Source organism: Paraprevotella clara YIT 11840 (assembly GCF_000233955.1).
Taxonomy (GTDB): domain Bacteria; phylum Bacteroidota; class Bacteroidia; order Bacteroidales; family Bacteroidaceae; genus Paraprevotella; species Paraprevotella clara.
Window position 1 is genome coordinate 239,353 of the sequence record NZ_JH376591.1, and the last position, 13,574, is coordinate 252,926.

Consider the following 13,574-nt stretch of genomic DNA (forward strand, 5'->3'; position numbering starts at 1 on the left):
TTCCTATATGTCATCCCACCCCTCCGCTTCTGCTTGTCAGATTGCTTCAAGGTGAGGATGTGGCAAATTTACAATTTATCTCTGAATAAGGAAAATGGTTTGATGTTTTTCTTTAAGGGAATGAGCGGCTTTCTTGCTTTTTACGAATGTCCTGCCCATGCGAGGCTGAGCACGTAATCTTCGCCTTATATGCCCAATGAACCATTGTTCATAGCCATTGCAATGTCTATTTTCAGTTCTTCGTCATAATCGTTTCCTGCAATAAAGCATTGTACGATTCGTAATAGTAAGTCTTGATCAATATGCGATGCCGCCACATGGTAAACAATGGCCTCAAGTTGCTTCATAAAAACACAGGCATGCCAATTCATTCCATTTTTATGTAGAAAGTAAGCTCCCAACGTGAGTGCAATCCGTTTATTTCCGTCGTTAAAAAAATGCCCCGAGCAGAAACGAAACACCAAGTATGTGAGTTTGTCTGTAAAATCGGGATAATACGTATCGTCTTGCACGAAATCAAGTGCAGCGCGTATGCCGCCTTCGTCTCGTATTCCCTCGAAACCTCCACCGCTATTGTCTATCATCCGATTGTAGACGTTGATGGCTTCCTCATATTCTATATATTGAATATCCTTACTGTTCATCATCAACTTGTTTCAATCTTTTGAGGACATCTTTGTTCTCTTTAAGAATCTGGTCGAAATCTACGGATTGTTCTCCGATAAACCTTTCATATTCTTCGGGAGTAACAGCCCTTAGGTACTCTGCTATGTTACCATGATAGGCATCTCTGAAACTCAAATCACGAGAAGACATCTTGGTGCGCGCGTCATGCAGAAAGGGTTTCATCAGTGGGTTTTCTTCCAATTCTTGTACTATTTGTTCTACATCGGCAACTGATAGCATTTTACCTGTTGCCTTGTACTTTTCGTAAATGGCATTTCCCACACCATTTTCAAATGACGATATAAGTAGCAGTACTTCTGCGTACAGGGTTTGCCGGACATTGTCCTTATCTCCCAATCTAAGTATTTTTTTATATTCCTTTGCATTCTCGCGGAAGGCAGCCTTATAAATGATATCTGTAACTTGGGCATACTTGAACGTTGTATGTCCGATTACATACCGGCTGATGGCGGATGTCAATGTTTTGCGGTAATTGTCTTCCTGTATGGCGGCAGGGAGGTAATTGACGTCCCTGCGGTTAATAAATTTGGTACCGCCACCGGTTCTTTCATTGATAGTGGCAATCACGATATCAAGTATAAGGCTACGAAGTTCTTTGGCCTTTTCACTTTCCGTCAATAGCATTCCTATATTGAGAAATGCACGGAATTTGAACAGTCCAAGTTGGGTGGTTTTGCTCCCGACATTTATGACGTGAGCAAATTGTAATTTCAATTCTTTCAGTAACTTACCCTTACTTAAAATATATCCGTTATGATTTAACTCTTCTTCGTTTTGTGCGATATAACGCTCAATGGTTCGCTCCTCCACTTCATAGAAGTCTGCTACCATTTTTTTTGTAAGCCAATATTGCCCGTTAAAGTATATAGCCTCTAATCCAAGATGTTCTTGGATTATTGCCACGGCAAAGCGGTTGTTTAATACGTTCTGCCGTTCTATTTGTGATAAGGTCAAATCCTTCATTCCTTAATTAGCTAACTTGTTTTACAAACCAAGTTTCTGACATGCCCTTTTATTCAAAAAACTTTGTAATCCGGTCCAACTTCATACCGTTCCGGATTTTGCTACAAAAATACACTAAATTTTGAGTTGATAGGCTCGCAATACAACTAAAAACGATTTTCTGTTGTCATTTCAATGGAATTAACATTCAATTTCTGAATAAGGAAAACGGTTTGGTGTTTTTTTTTAAGGGAATGAGCGGCTTCCTTGCTTCTTACGAATGTCCTGCCCATGCGAGGCTGAGCACGTTGAAGCGGACGCGGCAGGCACGGGCAATGGCCTCGGCACAGGACAGCATGGTGGCTCCGGTGGTGATGACGTCGTCCACTAACAAGATATGGCGGCCTTCCAAACTCTCGGGATGCCGGACGGCAAAGATGTCCCGGACGTTCTCGCGCCGTTGCCGGTGGTCCAAGGTGGTTTGGCTCGGATTGGATTTGGTGCGCACCACGCTTGTCGTATCGGTGGGGATGCCGATGGCTTCGGATATGCCCCACGCTATCCAATCGCTTTGGTTGTAGCCCCGTTGCCGTTTCTTTTTCCGGGACAAGGGAATGGGCACGATAAGGTCTATCCCGTCGAAAAAGCTTGTGGCTTTCAGTTCCTCGGCCATCATACGTCCCATGGTTTTCCCTACTTCGGGATGGTTATGGTATTTCAGTTCGAACAAAATGCGGCTGTGAGGAGAGTGTGGGGTGTAATGGAAAAAAGAAATTCCTTTCTCGATGGGAACCAGTCCCCAAAATATGCGGGCGATGTCGTTTTCTTCAAACGAAACGGTCCGGACACGTGGAAGGTCGGCCTGGCATCGTACGCAGAGCACCTCTTCACCCGGCGACATGCGCCTGCGGCAACAAAGGCAATACCGGGGGAAGAAAAAGTCCAGAAGGGCTTGTAGGTACGGCGAGAGACTATGTAAAATCCTCTTCTTCCACATGCAGGCAACGCGTAATGGCATTCATTTCAAATCCGCGGCTGAGGCCGAAGCGGATGAGTTTCCCGTTACGCTCATAGTCGGAAGCAGCCTTCACGCTCCGGGCTTTGCTTTGCAGAAGCTTACGGAGGACACACAGGTATTCCTCTTCTTCGATTTCGGTCAGTGCCTCCCGGCAACACGTGTCGGGAATGTTTTTAAGTCGGAAGGCTTGCATGATTTTAATGCGCCCCCATTGGTTATATCTGAATTTGTCCCGTACGAAACACCGGCTGAACCGGGCTTCGTCGATGAATTTTTCCGCTTGGAGGCGTGTGAGCACTTCTTTCTGTTGCGCTGCACCGAGTCCCCATTTGTCCAGCTTCTTTTGGATGTCGGAAAGACAGTATTCCGCGCCGGAACAGCAGGCCGCAGCCTTGTTGAAGGCTTCTTGTGTGGTCAGTTCTTTCATTTTCTGCATCGTATCATTCGTTCATTGTCGTAGAAATCTTTCTTCAAAGTGACGTCTCGTAAGCCGAGGCTTTGGAACAGCCGGGTGGTTTCCCATCCGTATGCCCTGTTGATTTCCACGTAAAGCCGTCCGCCCTCTTTCAACGTCTTTACGGCATATTCCCCTATTGCCCGATAGAAGAGCAATGGGTCATGGTCCGGGACAAAGAGCGCTTGCGAAGGTTCGTAGCGCAGCACATTCTCTTCCATGTCCTCCCGTTCGTGCTCGCAGACGTAGGGGGGATTGCTGACGATGATGTCCCAAAGCGGGGAATCCTGGTCTTTGGACGGAGAGTCCAGAATGTCCTGACACCGGAAATCCACGGCGGCTCCTAAACGCTCTGCATTCTTCCGGGCGATGGCAAGGGCTTGCGTGCTGATGTCGATGGCGGACACTTGTGCCTGCGGCAGTTCTTGGGACAGTGTGATGGCTATGCAGCCGCTGCCCGTCCCGATGTCTAATATGTCGGGTGATGAAAATCCGGATGCCTTTTCGTCCTGTATGATCCACTCCGTCAATTCTTCCGTTTCGGGACGCGGCACAAGGACACCCGGGGCAACGGAGAAAGTACGGCCGCAGAAATCCGTTTGTCCTAAAACGTATTGTACGGGTTCTTTTTGCGACAGGCGTTTCACAATATTTTCAAGCTCCCGGCGTTCTTCTAAAGAGAAAGTCCGGTCCCGTCCCATGCAGATGTCGATTGGCGTGAGGCCGAAACGGGTCTCCAAGACAAGGCGGGCTATGGCGCGTGCCTCACTGGCCGGGTAGGACATGCAGAGGCGGTCGAAGATATAATTGAAAGAAGCGTTCATCTCTGTGATGGGTTTGTCGGACAAAAATAGGCATTTTTATCGGATTGGTATATGACAACAGACGAAAAATACATGTCCCGTTGCATACAACTGGCACGCAACGGGTTTTATGGCGCAGCACCGAATCCTATGGTGGGGGCTGTCATTGTACACGACGGGAAGATTATCGGCGAGGGATACCATGTGCGTTGCGGCGGACCGCATGCCGAGGTGAACGCGATCCGTTTTGTGCGTAATCCCGAGCTTTTGAAAGAGAGTACGATATACGTAAGTCTGGAGCCTTGCTCGCATTATGGAAAGACGCCTCCTTGTGCCGATTTGATTGTGGAAAAGGGAATTCCCCGTGTCGTAGTCGGGTGTATGGATCCGTTTGCCAAAGTGGCGGGTCGGGGCATACGGAAATTACAGGAGTCGGGCATCGAGGTCACGGTCGGTGTGCTGGAGGCCGAGTGTCTGGCACTGAATCGTAGGTTCATTACTTTCCATACGCACCATCGTCCTTATATTACGTTGAAGTGGGCTGAATCGGCCGATGGCTTTATGGATAGCCTGCGCACGGACTACGAGAAAGAAAAACCTTACGCATTTTCCACGCCGTACACCCGGATGTTGGTACATCGTTGTCGGGCAGAGCATCAGGCTATTTTGGTCGGGCGGCAGACAGCTTTGGCCGACAATCCTTCGCTGAATTTACGAATGTGGCCGGGTAAATCTCCTTTACGCTTGGTGATAGACCGTAGAGGCGACCTTCCCGGGCATCTTGCTCTTTTTAACGATGGGGCGGAAACGCGTGTATATCTGGATGTTTTGTCCGTTCTTCCTCCGTATGGAAAACAGACGGGAGTGACTTGCGTACGCTTGGATTTCAGTCGGGATATTTTGCCGCAAATTCTGGATGATTTATACCGTTTGTCTGTCCAATCTCTTTTGGTGGAAGGAGGGCATAGGCTGTTGGAAAGTTTCATTTCGGCCGGACTTTGGGATGAAATCAGGGTGGAACAGTCCCCGGTATTTCTAAAAGAGGGCGTCCCGTCTCCGTCATGGCCTCACGGACGGATACGGACCACAGAGGTGGAAGGCCATTTGCTGGTTCATATACTCTCGTCGCGAGGCAGTTCGGCTGTATAATCGTGTGGATGAACGCAAAAATACTTCGATTTATCGAAATTTTGCATAATTCAACGCTCTATGTTTCGTAAAAGTAAAAAATGTGCGTACTTTTGTACCTTGATAAATAATATTGTATTGATAGATTTATGAAGAAATCCATATTGTCATTGTCTTTAGCCGTGCTTTCCGTGTTATTGATATGCTCGTGTAAGGACGACGACGAGGTTGTGTTGAGTACCGATTGTTATATCAGCAGTTTCACGTTGGGGAATGTAAAGAGACAGATTACTACGGTAAACTCTGCCGGGCGTGATACCACTTATACCATCTCTTATAGTGCTTTGTACTTTCCCATGACGGTCAATCAGTTAGACGGGACGATAGCCAACAAGGACTCTCTTCCTGTCAACAGTGATGTGAAAGCCGTATTGGCCACTGTGGAATCTTCAGGAACCGTGGTGTACAAGAAGGTATCCGAGGGAGAGGACGCATGGAAGGCTTATTCTACTTCGGACTCGATTGATTTTACGTCGCCTTTGACTTTCCGGGTATATTCGCCCGACTATTCGGCAAGCCGTGATTATACTTTGCAGGTGAATGTACACCAACAAGACGGAGAAGTGTTTTCTTGGGAAAAGGTAGCAGAACCGGCCGTATGGTCGGCTGCGGAAGCAGTAAAAACGGTGGTGTGGAAAGGACGCGTGTGGCTTTACAGTAAGGAAAACGGAAGCGTACGCGTGTTTACGGCAGCTTTGTCGGACGGGAAAGATTGGACCGAGCAGCCGGTTTCGGGATGTGCAACGGCCGATGTGGTTACTTTGACGGAGTTTGAAGACGCATTGTATATGAGCGGGGTGGACGGAACGTTGATGCGTTCGGAAGACGGACTGAACTGGACTGCTTGTACGGCAGACCGTAGCGTACGTTTGTTGGTGGCCGACAAGACGCATCTTTATGCGCTTTCGGACGGGCGTGTTTATCGTTCGGCCGATGGTGCGTTATGGCTTGAGGAAGCTTTGGACGAAACTCCGGCTTTCTTGCCGGTACAGGATTTTGCCACTGTATCTTATACGCAAGAGAATGGCTTGGAGAGGACGTTGTGGATTGGCAACCGCAGTATGAATGATTACCCGTCAGACGAGGCGGCTATGGTGTGGAGCCATAGTCTGGCCGCAGGGCAGGAAACGGCTGTTTGGGCTTATTTCAATGCCGCGCCGGACAATCATTACGCTTGTCCCCGTTTGCAATCCCTGAATCTCATACGTTACGATGAGGTGTTGTTGGCTTTGGGCGGTAAGTCACTGGACGGGACGGCCCATAAGGCTTTCGACAATATGTATGTGAGCCGGGATAACGGGGTGACTTGGAAAACCGACGGGGTTTACGTCCTGCCCGGCAATTTGGAAGGAAAAGATGTGTTGATGTCTGTCGCGGTGGATGCCGAATACCGTGTATGGCTTGTCGCAGGCGGCGAGGTTTGGCGCGGACGGTTGAATCAGTTGGGATTTGAAGACCGTTGATTCAGACGGGCAGACTCAAATATAGATACAACGGGGATGAAGAAAATTCTGGTAATACTGTTTCTATTGTGGTTGGGTTTCCCTTGGGAGGGCAAGGCACAGGATGACGTTTACCGGATGGAATTGGGCGGCGGCGTAGGCGGATGCTTTTATTTGGGCGATGCCAACAGCAAGCCGTTTGCTCATTTGGGAGCCATGGGAAGTGTTGTGGCGCGCTACATCTTCAATCCTCGTATGGCGATAAAAGGGAATTTGGCTTTGGGGCATATATCGGGTGAGACGGGGAAAGACTTCTTTCCCGAGAATGCCGGAAGCGGTGATGCAGACGGAGGCAGGCCTGGCGTGGCGCATTTTAAGCGCAATGTGATAGATTTCGGTGCCCAGTTCGAATTTAACTTCTGGGGATACGGTATCGGGCGCGGTTACGAAGGATACAGTCGTATCACTCCTTATATGTTAATCGGAGCCGGACTGACATTGGCGCCCAAGCCGGTACAGACCGATGCGGGATTCAACATCCCGGTGGGAGTCGGAGTCAAGTTTAAGGTAAGGCCCCGGTTGAATATCGGGTTCGAATGGAGCATGCGTTTTACGACAACAGACCGTTTGGATGTATCCAATATGGATGGGGTGATACTTCACGATCCGTACGGTGTGAAGAGCGGTGGTTTTAAGAACAAGGACTGCTATTCGTTTACGATGTTGTCGGTCACTTATGATTTGTTCCCTAAGTGTGTAAATTGTAATAATATAAAATATGTCTTTTAACAACGAAATAGACGCTGCGCGTATTCCTCGCCATGTGGCCATTATTATGGATGGTAACGGGCGTTGGGCGAAAGCCAAAGGGTTGCCGCGCACGGCCGGACACCAGGAGGGGGTGGAAACCGTGAAAAAGATTACGGAGGAAGCCGTCAGATTAGGTGTCAAATACTTGACTTTATATACGTTCTCCACAGAAAACTGGAATCGTCCGGTACCCGAGATTGCGGCACTCATGGGGTTGATTCTCGACCATCTTGAAGATGAGATTTTCATGAAGAACAACGTCCGTTTCCGTGTGATTGGCGACATGTCTCGCATTCCGGAAGTCGTGCGGGTGCGTTTGGAAGAATGTATGCAGCATACGGCCGCGAACGAGAAGATGACGATGGTCATCGCATTGAGCTATTCTTCCCGTTGGGAATTGGCGCAGGCTATGCGGCAAATAGCCGAAGAGGTGCAGGCAGGTGCCTTGTTGCCGTCCCAGATTACGGAAGAGACCATAGAAGCCCATCTGGTTACTCGTTTTATGCCGGATCCGGATTTGCTGATCCGTACAGGCGGCGAATACCGTATCAGCAATTACCTGTTATGGCAATGTGCCTATACGGAATTTTATTTCTGTGATACCTATTGGCCGGATTTTGATGAGAACGAGTTCCGCAAGGCTATTGCGGACTACCAATCGCGGGAACGCCGATTTGGCAAGACCAGTGAACAAGTGGCTATAAAATAAGCAACACCGACGTATGAAAACAGTAAAGAGCATCTGTCTTACATTATTAATATTGGGTACGGGTTTTCCATCCGTGCAGGCTCAAACGGAAGAAAAACAAGTAAAGCCAACCGTAGAATATTCCCGTATTCCCCGTTCCTATACTATCGGAGGAATTTCCGTGGAGGGAGCAAAGAACTATGACGATTATATGCTTATCGGGTTATCCGGACTTACGGTCGGCCAGAAAGTAAACATTCCCGGGGAGGAAATCACCGATGCCGTCAAGCGTTTCTGGCGTAACGGTTTGTTCTCGAATGTTTCGATAGAAGCGGATAGCGTGGTGGGCGATAAGGTCTACCTTTGCATCAAGCTGACACAGCGTCCGCGTGTATCGCAGATCAATTACAGCGGTGTGAAAAAGGGAGAGCGTGAAGATTTGGAAAACCGCATCGGTTTGTTGAAAGACAACCAGCTCACTCCGAACATGATAGACCGTGCGAAGTTCTTGATTAAAAAGTATTTCGATGAAAAGGGATACAAGAATGCCGAAATCGAGATTTTGCAGAGAGACGATGTGACCGCACCGGACAAGACCATTGTGGATATTCGTATCGACAAGAAAGAAAAGGTGAAGATACACTCCATTACGATTGAGGGAAACCATGCTTTGAGTACGAAGAAGATAAAAGGAACGATGTTCGTTCCGGGCGTTTTCAAGAAAACCAATGAAAAAGGACGTCCCGGCAGTTGGTTCCGTACGAAGAAATTTATAGAAGAGAAGTACAAGGAAGACAAGGAAAACCTGATAAAGAAGTATAACGAGCTGGGATATCGTGATGCCGTGATTCTGGAAGACAGTGTGACGCCTCATAATGAGAAGACGGTGGACGTGTACGTGAAGGTGGAAGAAGGTCAAAGGTATTATCTCCGCAATATAGAATGGGTGGGCAATACGATTTATTCCACGACGGCCCTGAATAACCTGCTCCGCATGAAGAAAGGCGATGTGTATAACCAGACGAAACTGGAGGAACGTACATCGACTGATGAAGATGCCGTGGGTAATCTTTATTATAATAACGGATATGTGTTCTACCGACTGGATCCGGTGGAAGTGAATATCGACGGCGACTCGATTGATTTGGAACTCCGTATTACCGAGGGACCGCAGGCTACGATACGTCATATTGCCATCAACGGTAACGACCGTGTGTACGAGAGCGTGGTGCGTCGGGAATTGCGTACCAAACCCGGCGACTTGTTCAGCAAAGAGGCTTTGGAACGTTCTTTTCGTGAAATCGCTTCGATGGGGCACTTCGATCCGGAACAGATTGACCCGAAGGTCGTTCCTTCTCAGTCGGACGGTACGGTGGACATTGATTGGGGATTGGTGTCGAAGTCGAACGACCAAATCGAGTTCTCATTAGGTTACGGACAGACGGGTGTGATTGGAAAAATCGGCTTGAAGTTCTCGAATTTCTGTCTGGCCAACTTATTTACGAAGGGCGGTCTTCGTCGGGGAGTCCTGCCGCAGGGTAACGGAGAGACGTTTAGTATCAGCGGACAGACAAACGGACAGTACTACCAGTCGTACAGTGTCAACTACATGAACCCGTGGTTCGGAGGCAAGCGTCCTAACGCCTTGTCGTTCTCGGCTTTCTTCTCTAAGCAGACTGACGTGAGCGATAACTATTACAACTCCTCTTACTACAACAGCTACTATAATTATCTGTATGGTTATGGTACGAGCGGTTCCAATTATTACGAGAATTTCCTCGATCCGGATTCTTACGTGAAACTGTTTGGTGTGTCATTGGGATGGGGTAAGCGTTTGCGTTGGCCGGACGACTATTTCCAACTGTCGGCAGACCTCTCGTATCAGCGTTACATCCTGAGGGACTGGAACTATTTCCTTATTTCGAATGGTTCTTGCAACAATATAGCTTTGAATCTGGCTTTATCCCGTAATTCCACGGACAATCCGATTTATCCCCGTCGCGGTTCGGAGTTTACATTGTCCGTAGGATTGACGCCCCCGTATTCTTTGTTTGACAACAAGGACTACAAGAACTTGGCGAACAATTACCAAAGTGCAAGCTATGACCGGGAGATGCAGGAGAAGTACAAATGGATCGAATATCACAAGTGGAAGTTCAAACTCCGTACTTATACGGCCTTGAGCAGTATGGTGAAGTGTCCGGTGTTGATGACACGCATAGAGTTCGGACTGTTGGGAGCTTACAATAAATATAAGAAGTCACCGTTTGAGACCTATTATGTCGGGGGAGACGGAATGTCCGGTTACTCTACGACGTACGCCACCGAAACTATCGGTTTGCGCGGTTACGACAACGGTTCTTTGACGCCAAGCGGATATACGGGGTATGCCTACGACCGTTTCACGTTGGAGTTGCGCTATCCGCTCATGCTGCAAGGTTCAACGAACATCTATGCGTTGACTTTCATCGAAGGCGGTAATGCGTGGTCGAGCGTGAAAGACTTCAATCCGTTCGACATGAAACGTTCAGCCGGGGTCGGTGTACGTATATTCTTGCCGATGGTAGGTTTGCTGGGAATCGACTGGGCATACGGTTTCGATGATGTCTTCGGTTCTAAACAATATGGCGGAAGTCAGTTCCATTTCATTTTGGGACAAGAGTTCTAATTTAAAAACAGAAGAAAGATGAAAAAGTTATTCACTTTATTGTGTTTGCTCATGATAATGGGCGCACAATCAATGGCGCAGAAGTTTGCGTTGGTCGACATGGAGTATATTTTGAAGAATATTCCGGCATACGAGCGTGCCAGCGAGCAGTTGAACCAGGTTTCCAAAAAATGGCAGGCCGAGGTGGACGCATTGACGGAAGAGGCGCAAACCTTATATAAGAACTATCAGAGTGAGGCCGTTTTCCTGAGCACGGAGCAGAAGACCAAGAAAGAAGAAGAGATCGTGGCTAAGGAAAAAGAGGCGGCCGAATTGAAGAAGAAATATTTCGGTCCGGAAGGTGAGCTGTTCAAGAAACGTGAAAGCCTGATGGCACCCATCCAGGATGAGATATACAATGCAGTGAAAGACATCTCGGACAGTAAAGGATATTCTTTGATTTTGGACCGTGCGTCCGATACCGGTATCATTTTTGCATCTCCGAAGATAGATATAAGCAATGAAGTCCTGACGAAATTAGGATATTCCAACTAACATTCGTACATTTGCAAGCAATTAAAAAAATAATAATATAAAAAATAGAGATATAAGATGAAAAAAGTGATTTTAATGGCATTGTTGCTCGTACCGATGAGCATCTTTGCACAGAAGTTTGGCCATTTCGATTCAAGTGCCATTATCCAACTCATGCCGGAGTACACCACGGCTCAGACCGAAATCCAGCAGCTTCAGGCTCAGTATGAGAACGACCTGAAACGCATGCAGGACGAGCTGAAAAAGAAGTCGGAAGAGTACGAAAAAGAGAAAGCGAACCTGTTGGATAACGTAAGACAGCGTCGCGAAACGGAATTGCAAGATTTGTATAACCGTATCCAACAGAGCTATCAGGACAATCAAAAGTCCTTGCAGGAAACTTCACAGCAGAAGATGCAGGCTATTTCCGACAAGATGCTCGGTGTTATCAAGCAGATAGGAACAGAGGGCGGTTATGTCTATATCATGGACGTTTCAGCCGGTATTCCTTATATCAGCACGACGTTGAGTACGGATGTGACGGCAGACATCAAGCAAAAGTTGGGCTTGAAATAAGCGGAATATTCCCTGTTTTCATACAAAGGCTTCTCCGGCAGTACGAAATGCCAGCCGGAGGAGCCTTTTTATTTTCTATCGTGTTTTTCTGTTTTCCGAGAAAAAAAGACTGTTTTTTATCGGTATGAACATAAAAATGAATAACTTTGTTACGGTTAATAATATGCGGTTCATGATGCGAAAAATGAATAAGTTAGTCTTGTGTCTGTCTTTTTTGTTGTTGCCTTTCGCCGTCAAGGCGCAGACTACGCAGGGCAAATTCGGTTATCTGAGTTACAATGCCATATTTCAGGCTATGCCCGAATATGAGGTTTCCCGGCAAAAGCTGGCAGACTTGAAGTCTAAATATGATAAGGAAGCCCAGCGGAGTGAGGAAGAGTTCCAGCGGAAGTTTGCAGAGTTCCTGCAAGGACAGAAAGAATTTCCGGAGAATATCTTGTTGAAACGTCAGCATGAACTGCAAGACCTGTTGACCAAGAGTATCCGTTTCAAGGAAGAGTCGCAGAAGTTGCTCGTGCAGGCGGAAAAGGATCTGCAGGCCGACATGCTTTACTTGTTGAACGAAGCCATACGTGCCGTAGGGGTAGAAAGAGGGTATGCCTATATTATCAATACGGACGGCAATACCTGTCCTTTTATCAATCCTGCGGTGGCCGACGATGTGACGAACTATGTGAAAGAAAAGCTTCAGTTGCCCATTAGTGTCGAGCCATGAAAGTTGCTTTAACTGAAAAGCCGGGGCCTATCGGAGTGTTCGACTCCGGTTACGGCGGACTGACCATCTTGCATGAGATTCGCCAGTTGATGCCGCAGTATGATTATCTTTATTTGGGAGATAATGCCCGCACGCCGTACGGGACACGTTCGTTCGAGGTCGTGTATGAGTTTACGCGTGAAGCCGTGCAGAAACTCTTCGACTTGGGTTGCCATCTGGTGATATTGGCTTGCAATACGGCTTCGGCCAAAGCTTTGAAAACCATTCAGCAGAACGACCTTCCGCAAATGGAGGGGGAGACGCGTCGTGTGTTGGGCGTCATCCGTCCTACTGCGGAATGTATCGGGCAGATAACCCATAGCCGTCACGTAGGAATTTTAGCCACATCGGGTACCATCAGTTCCGGTTCCTATCCGTTGGAAATCCGGAAACTTTATCCCGACATTGTCGTGAGTGGGGAAGCCTGTCCCATGTGGGTGCCATTAGTGGAAAATTACGAATACGATTCACCCGGAGCCGATTATTTTGTGGAAAAGCGCATCGGCAACCTGCTCCGGAAAGACCCTGCGATAGATACCATTATTTTGGGTTGTACGCATTATCCCTTGTTGCTGAACAAGATTCTGAAATACACTCCTCGTAATGTGCGTATCGTCCCCCAGGGAGAGTACGTGGCCTACAGCCTGAAAGATTACCTGCAACGTCATACGGAAATAGAAACGTTGTGTACGCAAAGCGGCACGTGCCGCTTCCTGACCACGGAAAGTCCTGACAAATTTATGGAGTCGGCTTCCATTTTCCTTCGTCAGCATGTGGAAGCCGAACGCGTGGTGTTGGAATAATGTTTTTTCGGTATTATGATTCCAACACTCTGTACCGGTTTCCATAATGTATATGTATTGATGGGATGCTCCACGAGTACGCAGATGAACCTGCGGCTTCCCGAAGGGGCGGAAAGCACTTTGCACGAGGACGTGCCGATGAAGGAGGTGATGTGCGGCAGGGACCGGCTGTGCCGTCGGTACACCTTGCGCAGGTTGAGGTTTTTGGGTTTCCGGTAAGGTAGTACG

General features: G+C 47.8%; 15 protein-coding genes. 10 read left to right on the forward strand and 5 right to left on the reverse strand.

What is annotated here, in order from left to right; translation table 11 throughout:
• Positions 1-185 precede the first annotated feature (185 nt).
• From HMPREF9441_RS04175 to prmC, 5 genes are all read right to left on the reverse strand, one after another.
• Entirely contained in the window at positions 186-647 is a 462-nt protein-coding gene (locus HMPREF9441_RS04175) for a Fic family protein (RefSeq protein ID WP_008618366.1), read from the reverse strand.
• Positions 634-1,650: a DNA-binding protein gene (locus tag HMPREF9441_RS04180; protein WP_008618367.1), complete on the reverse strand. Its 1,017-nt coding sequence runs from the start codon at positions 1,648-1,650 to the stop codon at positions 634-636. The genes HMPREF9441_RS04175 and HMPREF9441_RS04180 overlap by 14 nt, the downstream gene beginning before the upstream one ends.
• Positions 1,651-1,903: 253 nt before the next feature.
• Positions 1,904-2,626, reverse strand: coding sequence for a ComF family protein (locus tag HMPREF9441_RS04185; RefSeq protein WP_244949606.1), 723 nt, complete (start codon positions 2,624-2,626; stop codon positions 1,904-1,906).
• The gene (locus HMPREF9441_RS04190; protein WP_008618369.1) at positions 2,601-3,083 is read right to left on the reverse strand and encodes a regulatory protein RecX; all 483 of its coding nucleotides are present in this window, start codon (positions 3,081-3,083) and stop codon (positions 2,601-2,603) included. The genes HMPREF9441_RS04185 and HMPREF9441_RS04190 overlap by 26 nt, the downstream gene beginning before the upstream one ends.
• Positions 3,071-3,925, reverse strand: coding sequence for a peptide chain release factor N(5)-glutamine methyltransferase (prmC, locus tag HMPREF9441_RS04195; protein WP_008618370.1), 855 nt, complete (start codon positions 3,923-3,925; stop codon positions 3,071-3,073). Before prmC ends, HMPREF9441_RS04190 begins: the two co-directional genes overlap by 13 nt.
• 51 nt (positions 3,926-3,976) lie before the next feature.
• Between prmC and ribD the strand changes: the two genes are divergently transcribed.
• From ribD to HMPREF9441_RS18570, 10 genes are all read left to right on the forward strand, one after another.
• Positions 3,977-5,053: a bifunctional diaminohydroxyphosphoribosylaminopyrimidine deaminase/5-amino-6-(5-phosphoribosylamino)uracil reductase RibD gene (gene ribD / locus HMPREF9441_RS04200; RefSeq protein ID WP_008618371.1), complete on the forward strand. Its 1,077-nt coding sequence runs from the start codon at positions 3,977-3,979 to the stop codon at positions 5,051-5,053.
• 128 nt (positions 5,054-5,181) lie between these two features.
• A complete protein-coding gene (locus HMPREF9441_RS04205; RefSeq protein WP_008618372.1) occupies positions 5,182-6,555 on the forward strand; it encodes a DUF6242 domain-containing protein in 1,374 nt (457 codons plus the stop codon).
• 36 nt (positions 6,556-6,591) lie between these two features.
• Positions 6,592-7,323: a type IX secretion system protein PorG gene (gene porG / locus HMPREF9441_RS04210; RefSeq protein WP_008618373.1), complete on the forward strand. Its 732-nt coding sequence runs from the start codon at positions 6,592-6,594 to the stop codon at positions 7,321-7,323.
• A complete protein-coding gene (locus HMPREF9441_RS04215; protein WP_008618374.1) occupies positions 7,313-8,053 on the forward strand; it encodes an isoprenyl transferase in 741 nt (246 codons plus the stop codon). Before porG ends, HMPREF9441_RS04215 begins: the two co-directional genes overlap by 11 nt.
• A gap of 13 nt (positions 8,054-8,066) precedes the next feature.
• Positions 8,067-10,700, forward strand: coding sequence for a BamA/OMP85 family outer membrane protein (locus HMPREF9441_RS04220; RefSeq protein WP_008618375.1), 2,634 nt, complete (start codon positions 8,067-8,069; stop codon positions 10,698-10,700).
• Between the two features lie 18 nt (positions 10,701-10,718).
• Entirely contained in the window at positions 10,719-11,234 is a 516-nt protein-coding gene (locus tag HMPREF9441_RS04225) for an OmpH/Skp family outer membrane protein (protein WP_008618376.1), read from the forward strand.
• Between the two features lie 57 nt (positions 11,235-11,291).
• Positions 11,292-11,789, forward strand: a complete 498-nt coding sequence (locus tag HMPREF9441_RS04230; protein WP_008618377.1) for an OmpH/Skp family outer membrane protein — start codon at positions 11,292-11,294, stop codon at positions 11,787-11,789.
• 184 nt (positions 11,790-11,973) lie between these two features.
• On the forward strand, positions 11,974-12,504 hold the full coding sequence (locus HMPREF9441_RS04235) for an OmpH family outer membrane protein (RefSeq protein ID WP_244949608.1): 531 nt from the start codon (positions 11,974-11,976) through the stop codon (positions 12,502-12,504).
• Positions 12,501-13,346: a glutamate racemase gene (gene murI / locus HMPREF9441_RS04240; protein ID WP_008618380.1), complete on the forward strand. Its 846-nt coding sequence runs from the start codon at positions 12,501-12,503 to the stop codon at positions 13,344-13,346. Before HMPREF9441_RS04235 ends, murI begins: the two co-directional genes overlap by 4 nt.
• Positions 13,347-13,361: 15 nt before the next feature.
• The gene (locus HMPREF9441_RS18570; protein ID WP_039864903.1) at positions 13,362-13,565 is read left to right on the forward strand and encodes a hypothetical protein; all 204 of its coding nucleotides are present in this window, start codon (positions 13,362-13,364) and stop codon (positions 13,563-13,565) included.
• Positions 13,566-13,574: the final 9 nt, after the last annotated feature.

Excerpts from the sequence above, each read along its gene's own strand:
- ribD (WP_008618371.1), top strand. The coding sequence starts at position 3,977 with ATGACAACAGACGAAAAATACATGTCCCGTTGCATACAACTGGCACGC.
- prmC (WP_008618370.1), bottom strand. The coding sequence starts at position 3,925 with ATGAACGCTTCTTTCAATTATATCTTCGACCGCCTCTGCATGTCCTAC.
- HMPREF9441_RS04225 (WP_008618376.1), top strand. The coding sequence starts at position 10,719 with ATGAAAAAGTTATTCACTTTATTGTGTTTGCTCATGATAATGGGCGCA.
- murI (WP_008618380.1), top strand. The coding sequence starts at position 12,501 with ATGAAAGTTGCTTTAACTGAAAAGCCGGGGCCTATCGGAGTGTTCGAC.
- HMPREF9441_RS04185 (WP_244949606.1), bottom strand. The coding sequence starts at position 2,626 with ATGTGGAAGAAGAGGATTTTACATAGTCTCTCGCCGTACCTACAAGCC.
- HMPREF9441_RS04235 (WP_244949608.1), top strand. The coding sequence starts at position 11,974 with ATGAATAAGTTAGTCTTGTGTCTGTCTTTTTTGTTGTTGCCTTTCGCC.
- HMPREF9441_RS04205 (WP_008618372.1), top strand. The coding sequence starts at position 5,182 with ATGAAGAAATCCATATTGTCATTGTCTTTAGCCGTGCTTTCCGTGTTA.
- porG (WP_008618373.1), top strand. The coding sequence starts at position 6,592 with ATGAAGAAAATTCTGGTAATACTGTTTCTATTGTGGTTGGGTTTCCCT.
- HMPREF9441_RS04175 (WP_008618366.1), bottom strand. The coding sequence starts at position 647 with ATGATGAACAGTAAGGATATTCAATATATAGAATATGAGGAAGCCATC.
- HMPREF9441_RS04230 (WP_008618377.1), top strand. The coding sequence starts at position 11,292 with ATGAAAAAAGTGATTTTAATGGCATTGTTGCTCGTACCGATGAGCATC.
- HMPREF9441_RS04215 (WP_008618374.1), top strand. The coding sequence starts at position 7,313 with ATGTCTTTTAACAACGAAATAGACGCTGCGCGTATTCCTCGCCATGTG.
- HMPREF9441_RS04190 (WP_008618369.1), bottom strand. The coding sequence starts at position 3,083 with ATGCAGAAAATGAAAGAACTGACCACACAAGAAGCCTTCAACAAGGCT.
- HMPREF9441_RS04180 (WP_008618367.1), bottom strand. The coding sequence starts at position 1,650 with ATGAAGGATTTGACCTTATCACAAATAGAACGGCAGAACGTATTAAAC.
- HMPREF9441_RS18570 (WP_039864903.1), top strand. The coding sequence starts at position 13,362 with ATGATTCCAACACTCTGTACCGGTTTCCATAATGTATATGTATTGATG.
- HMPREF9441_RS04220 (WP_008618375.1), top strand. The coding sequence starts at position 8,067 with ATGAAAACAGTAAAGAGCATCTGTCTTACATTATTAATATTGGGTACG.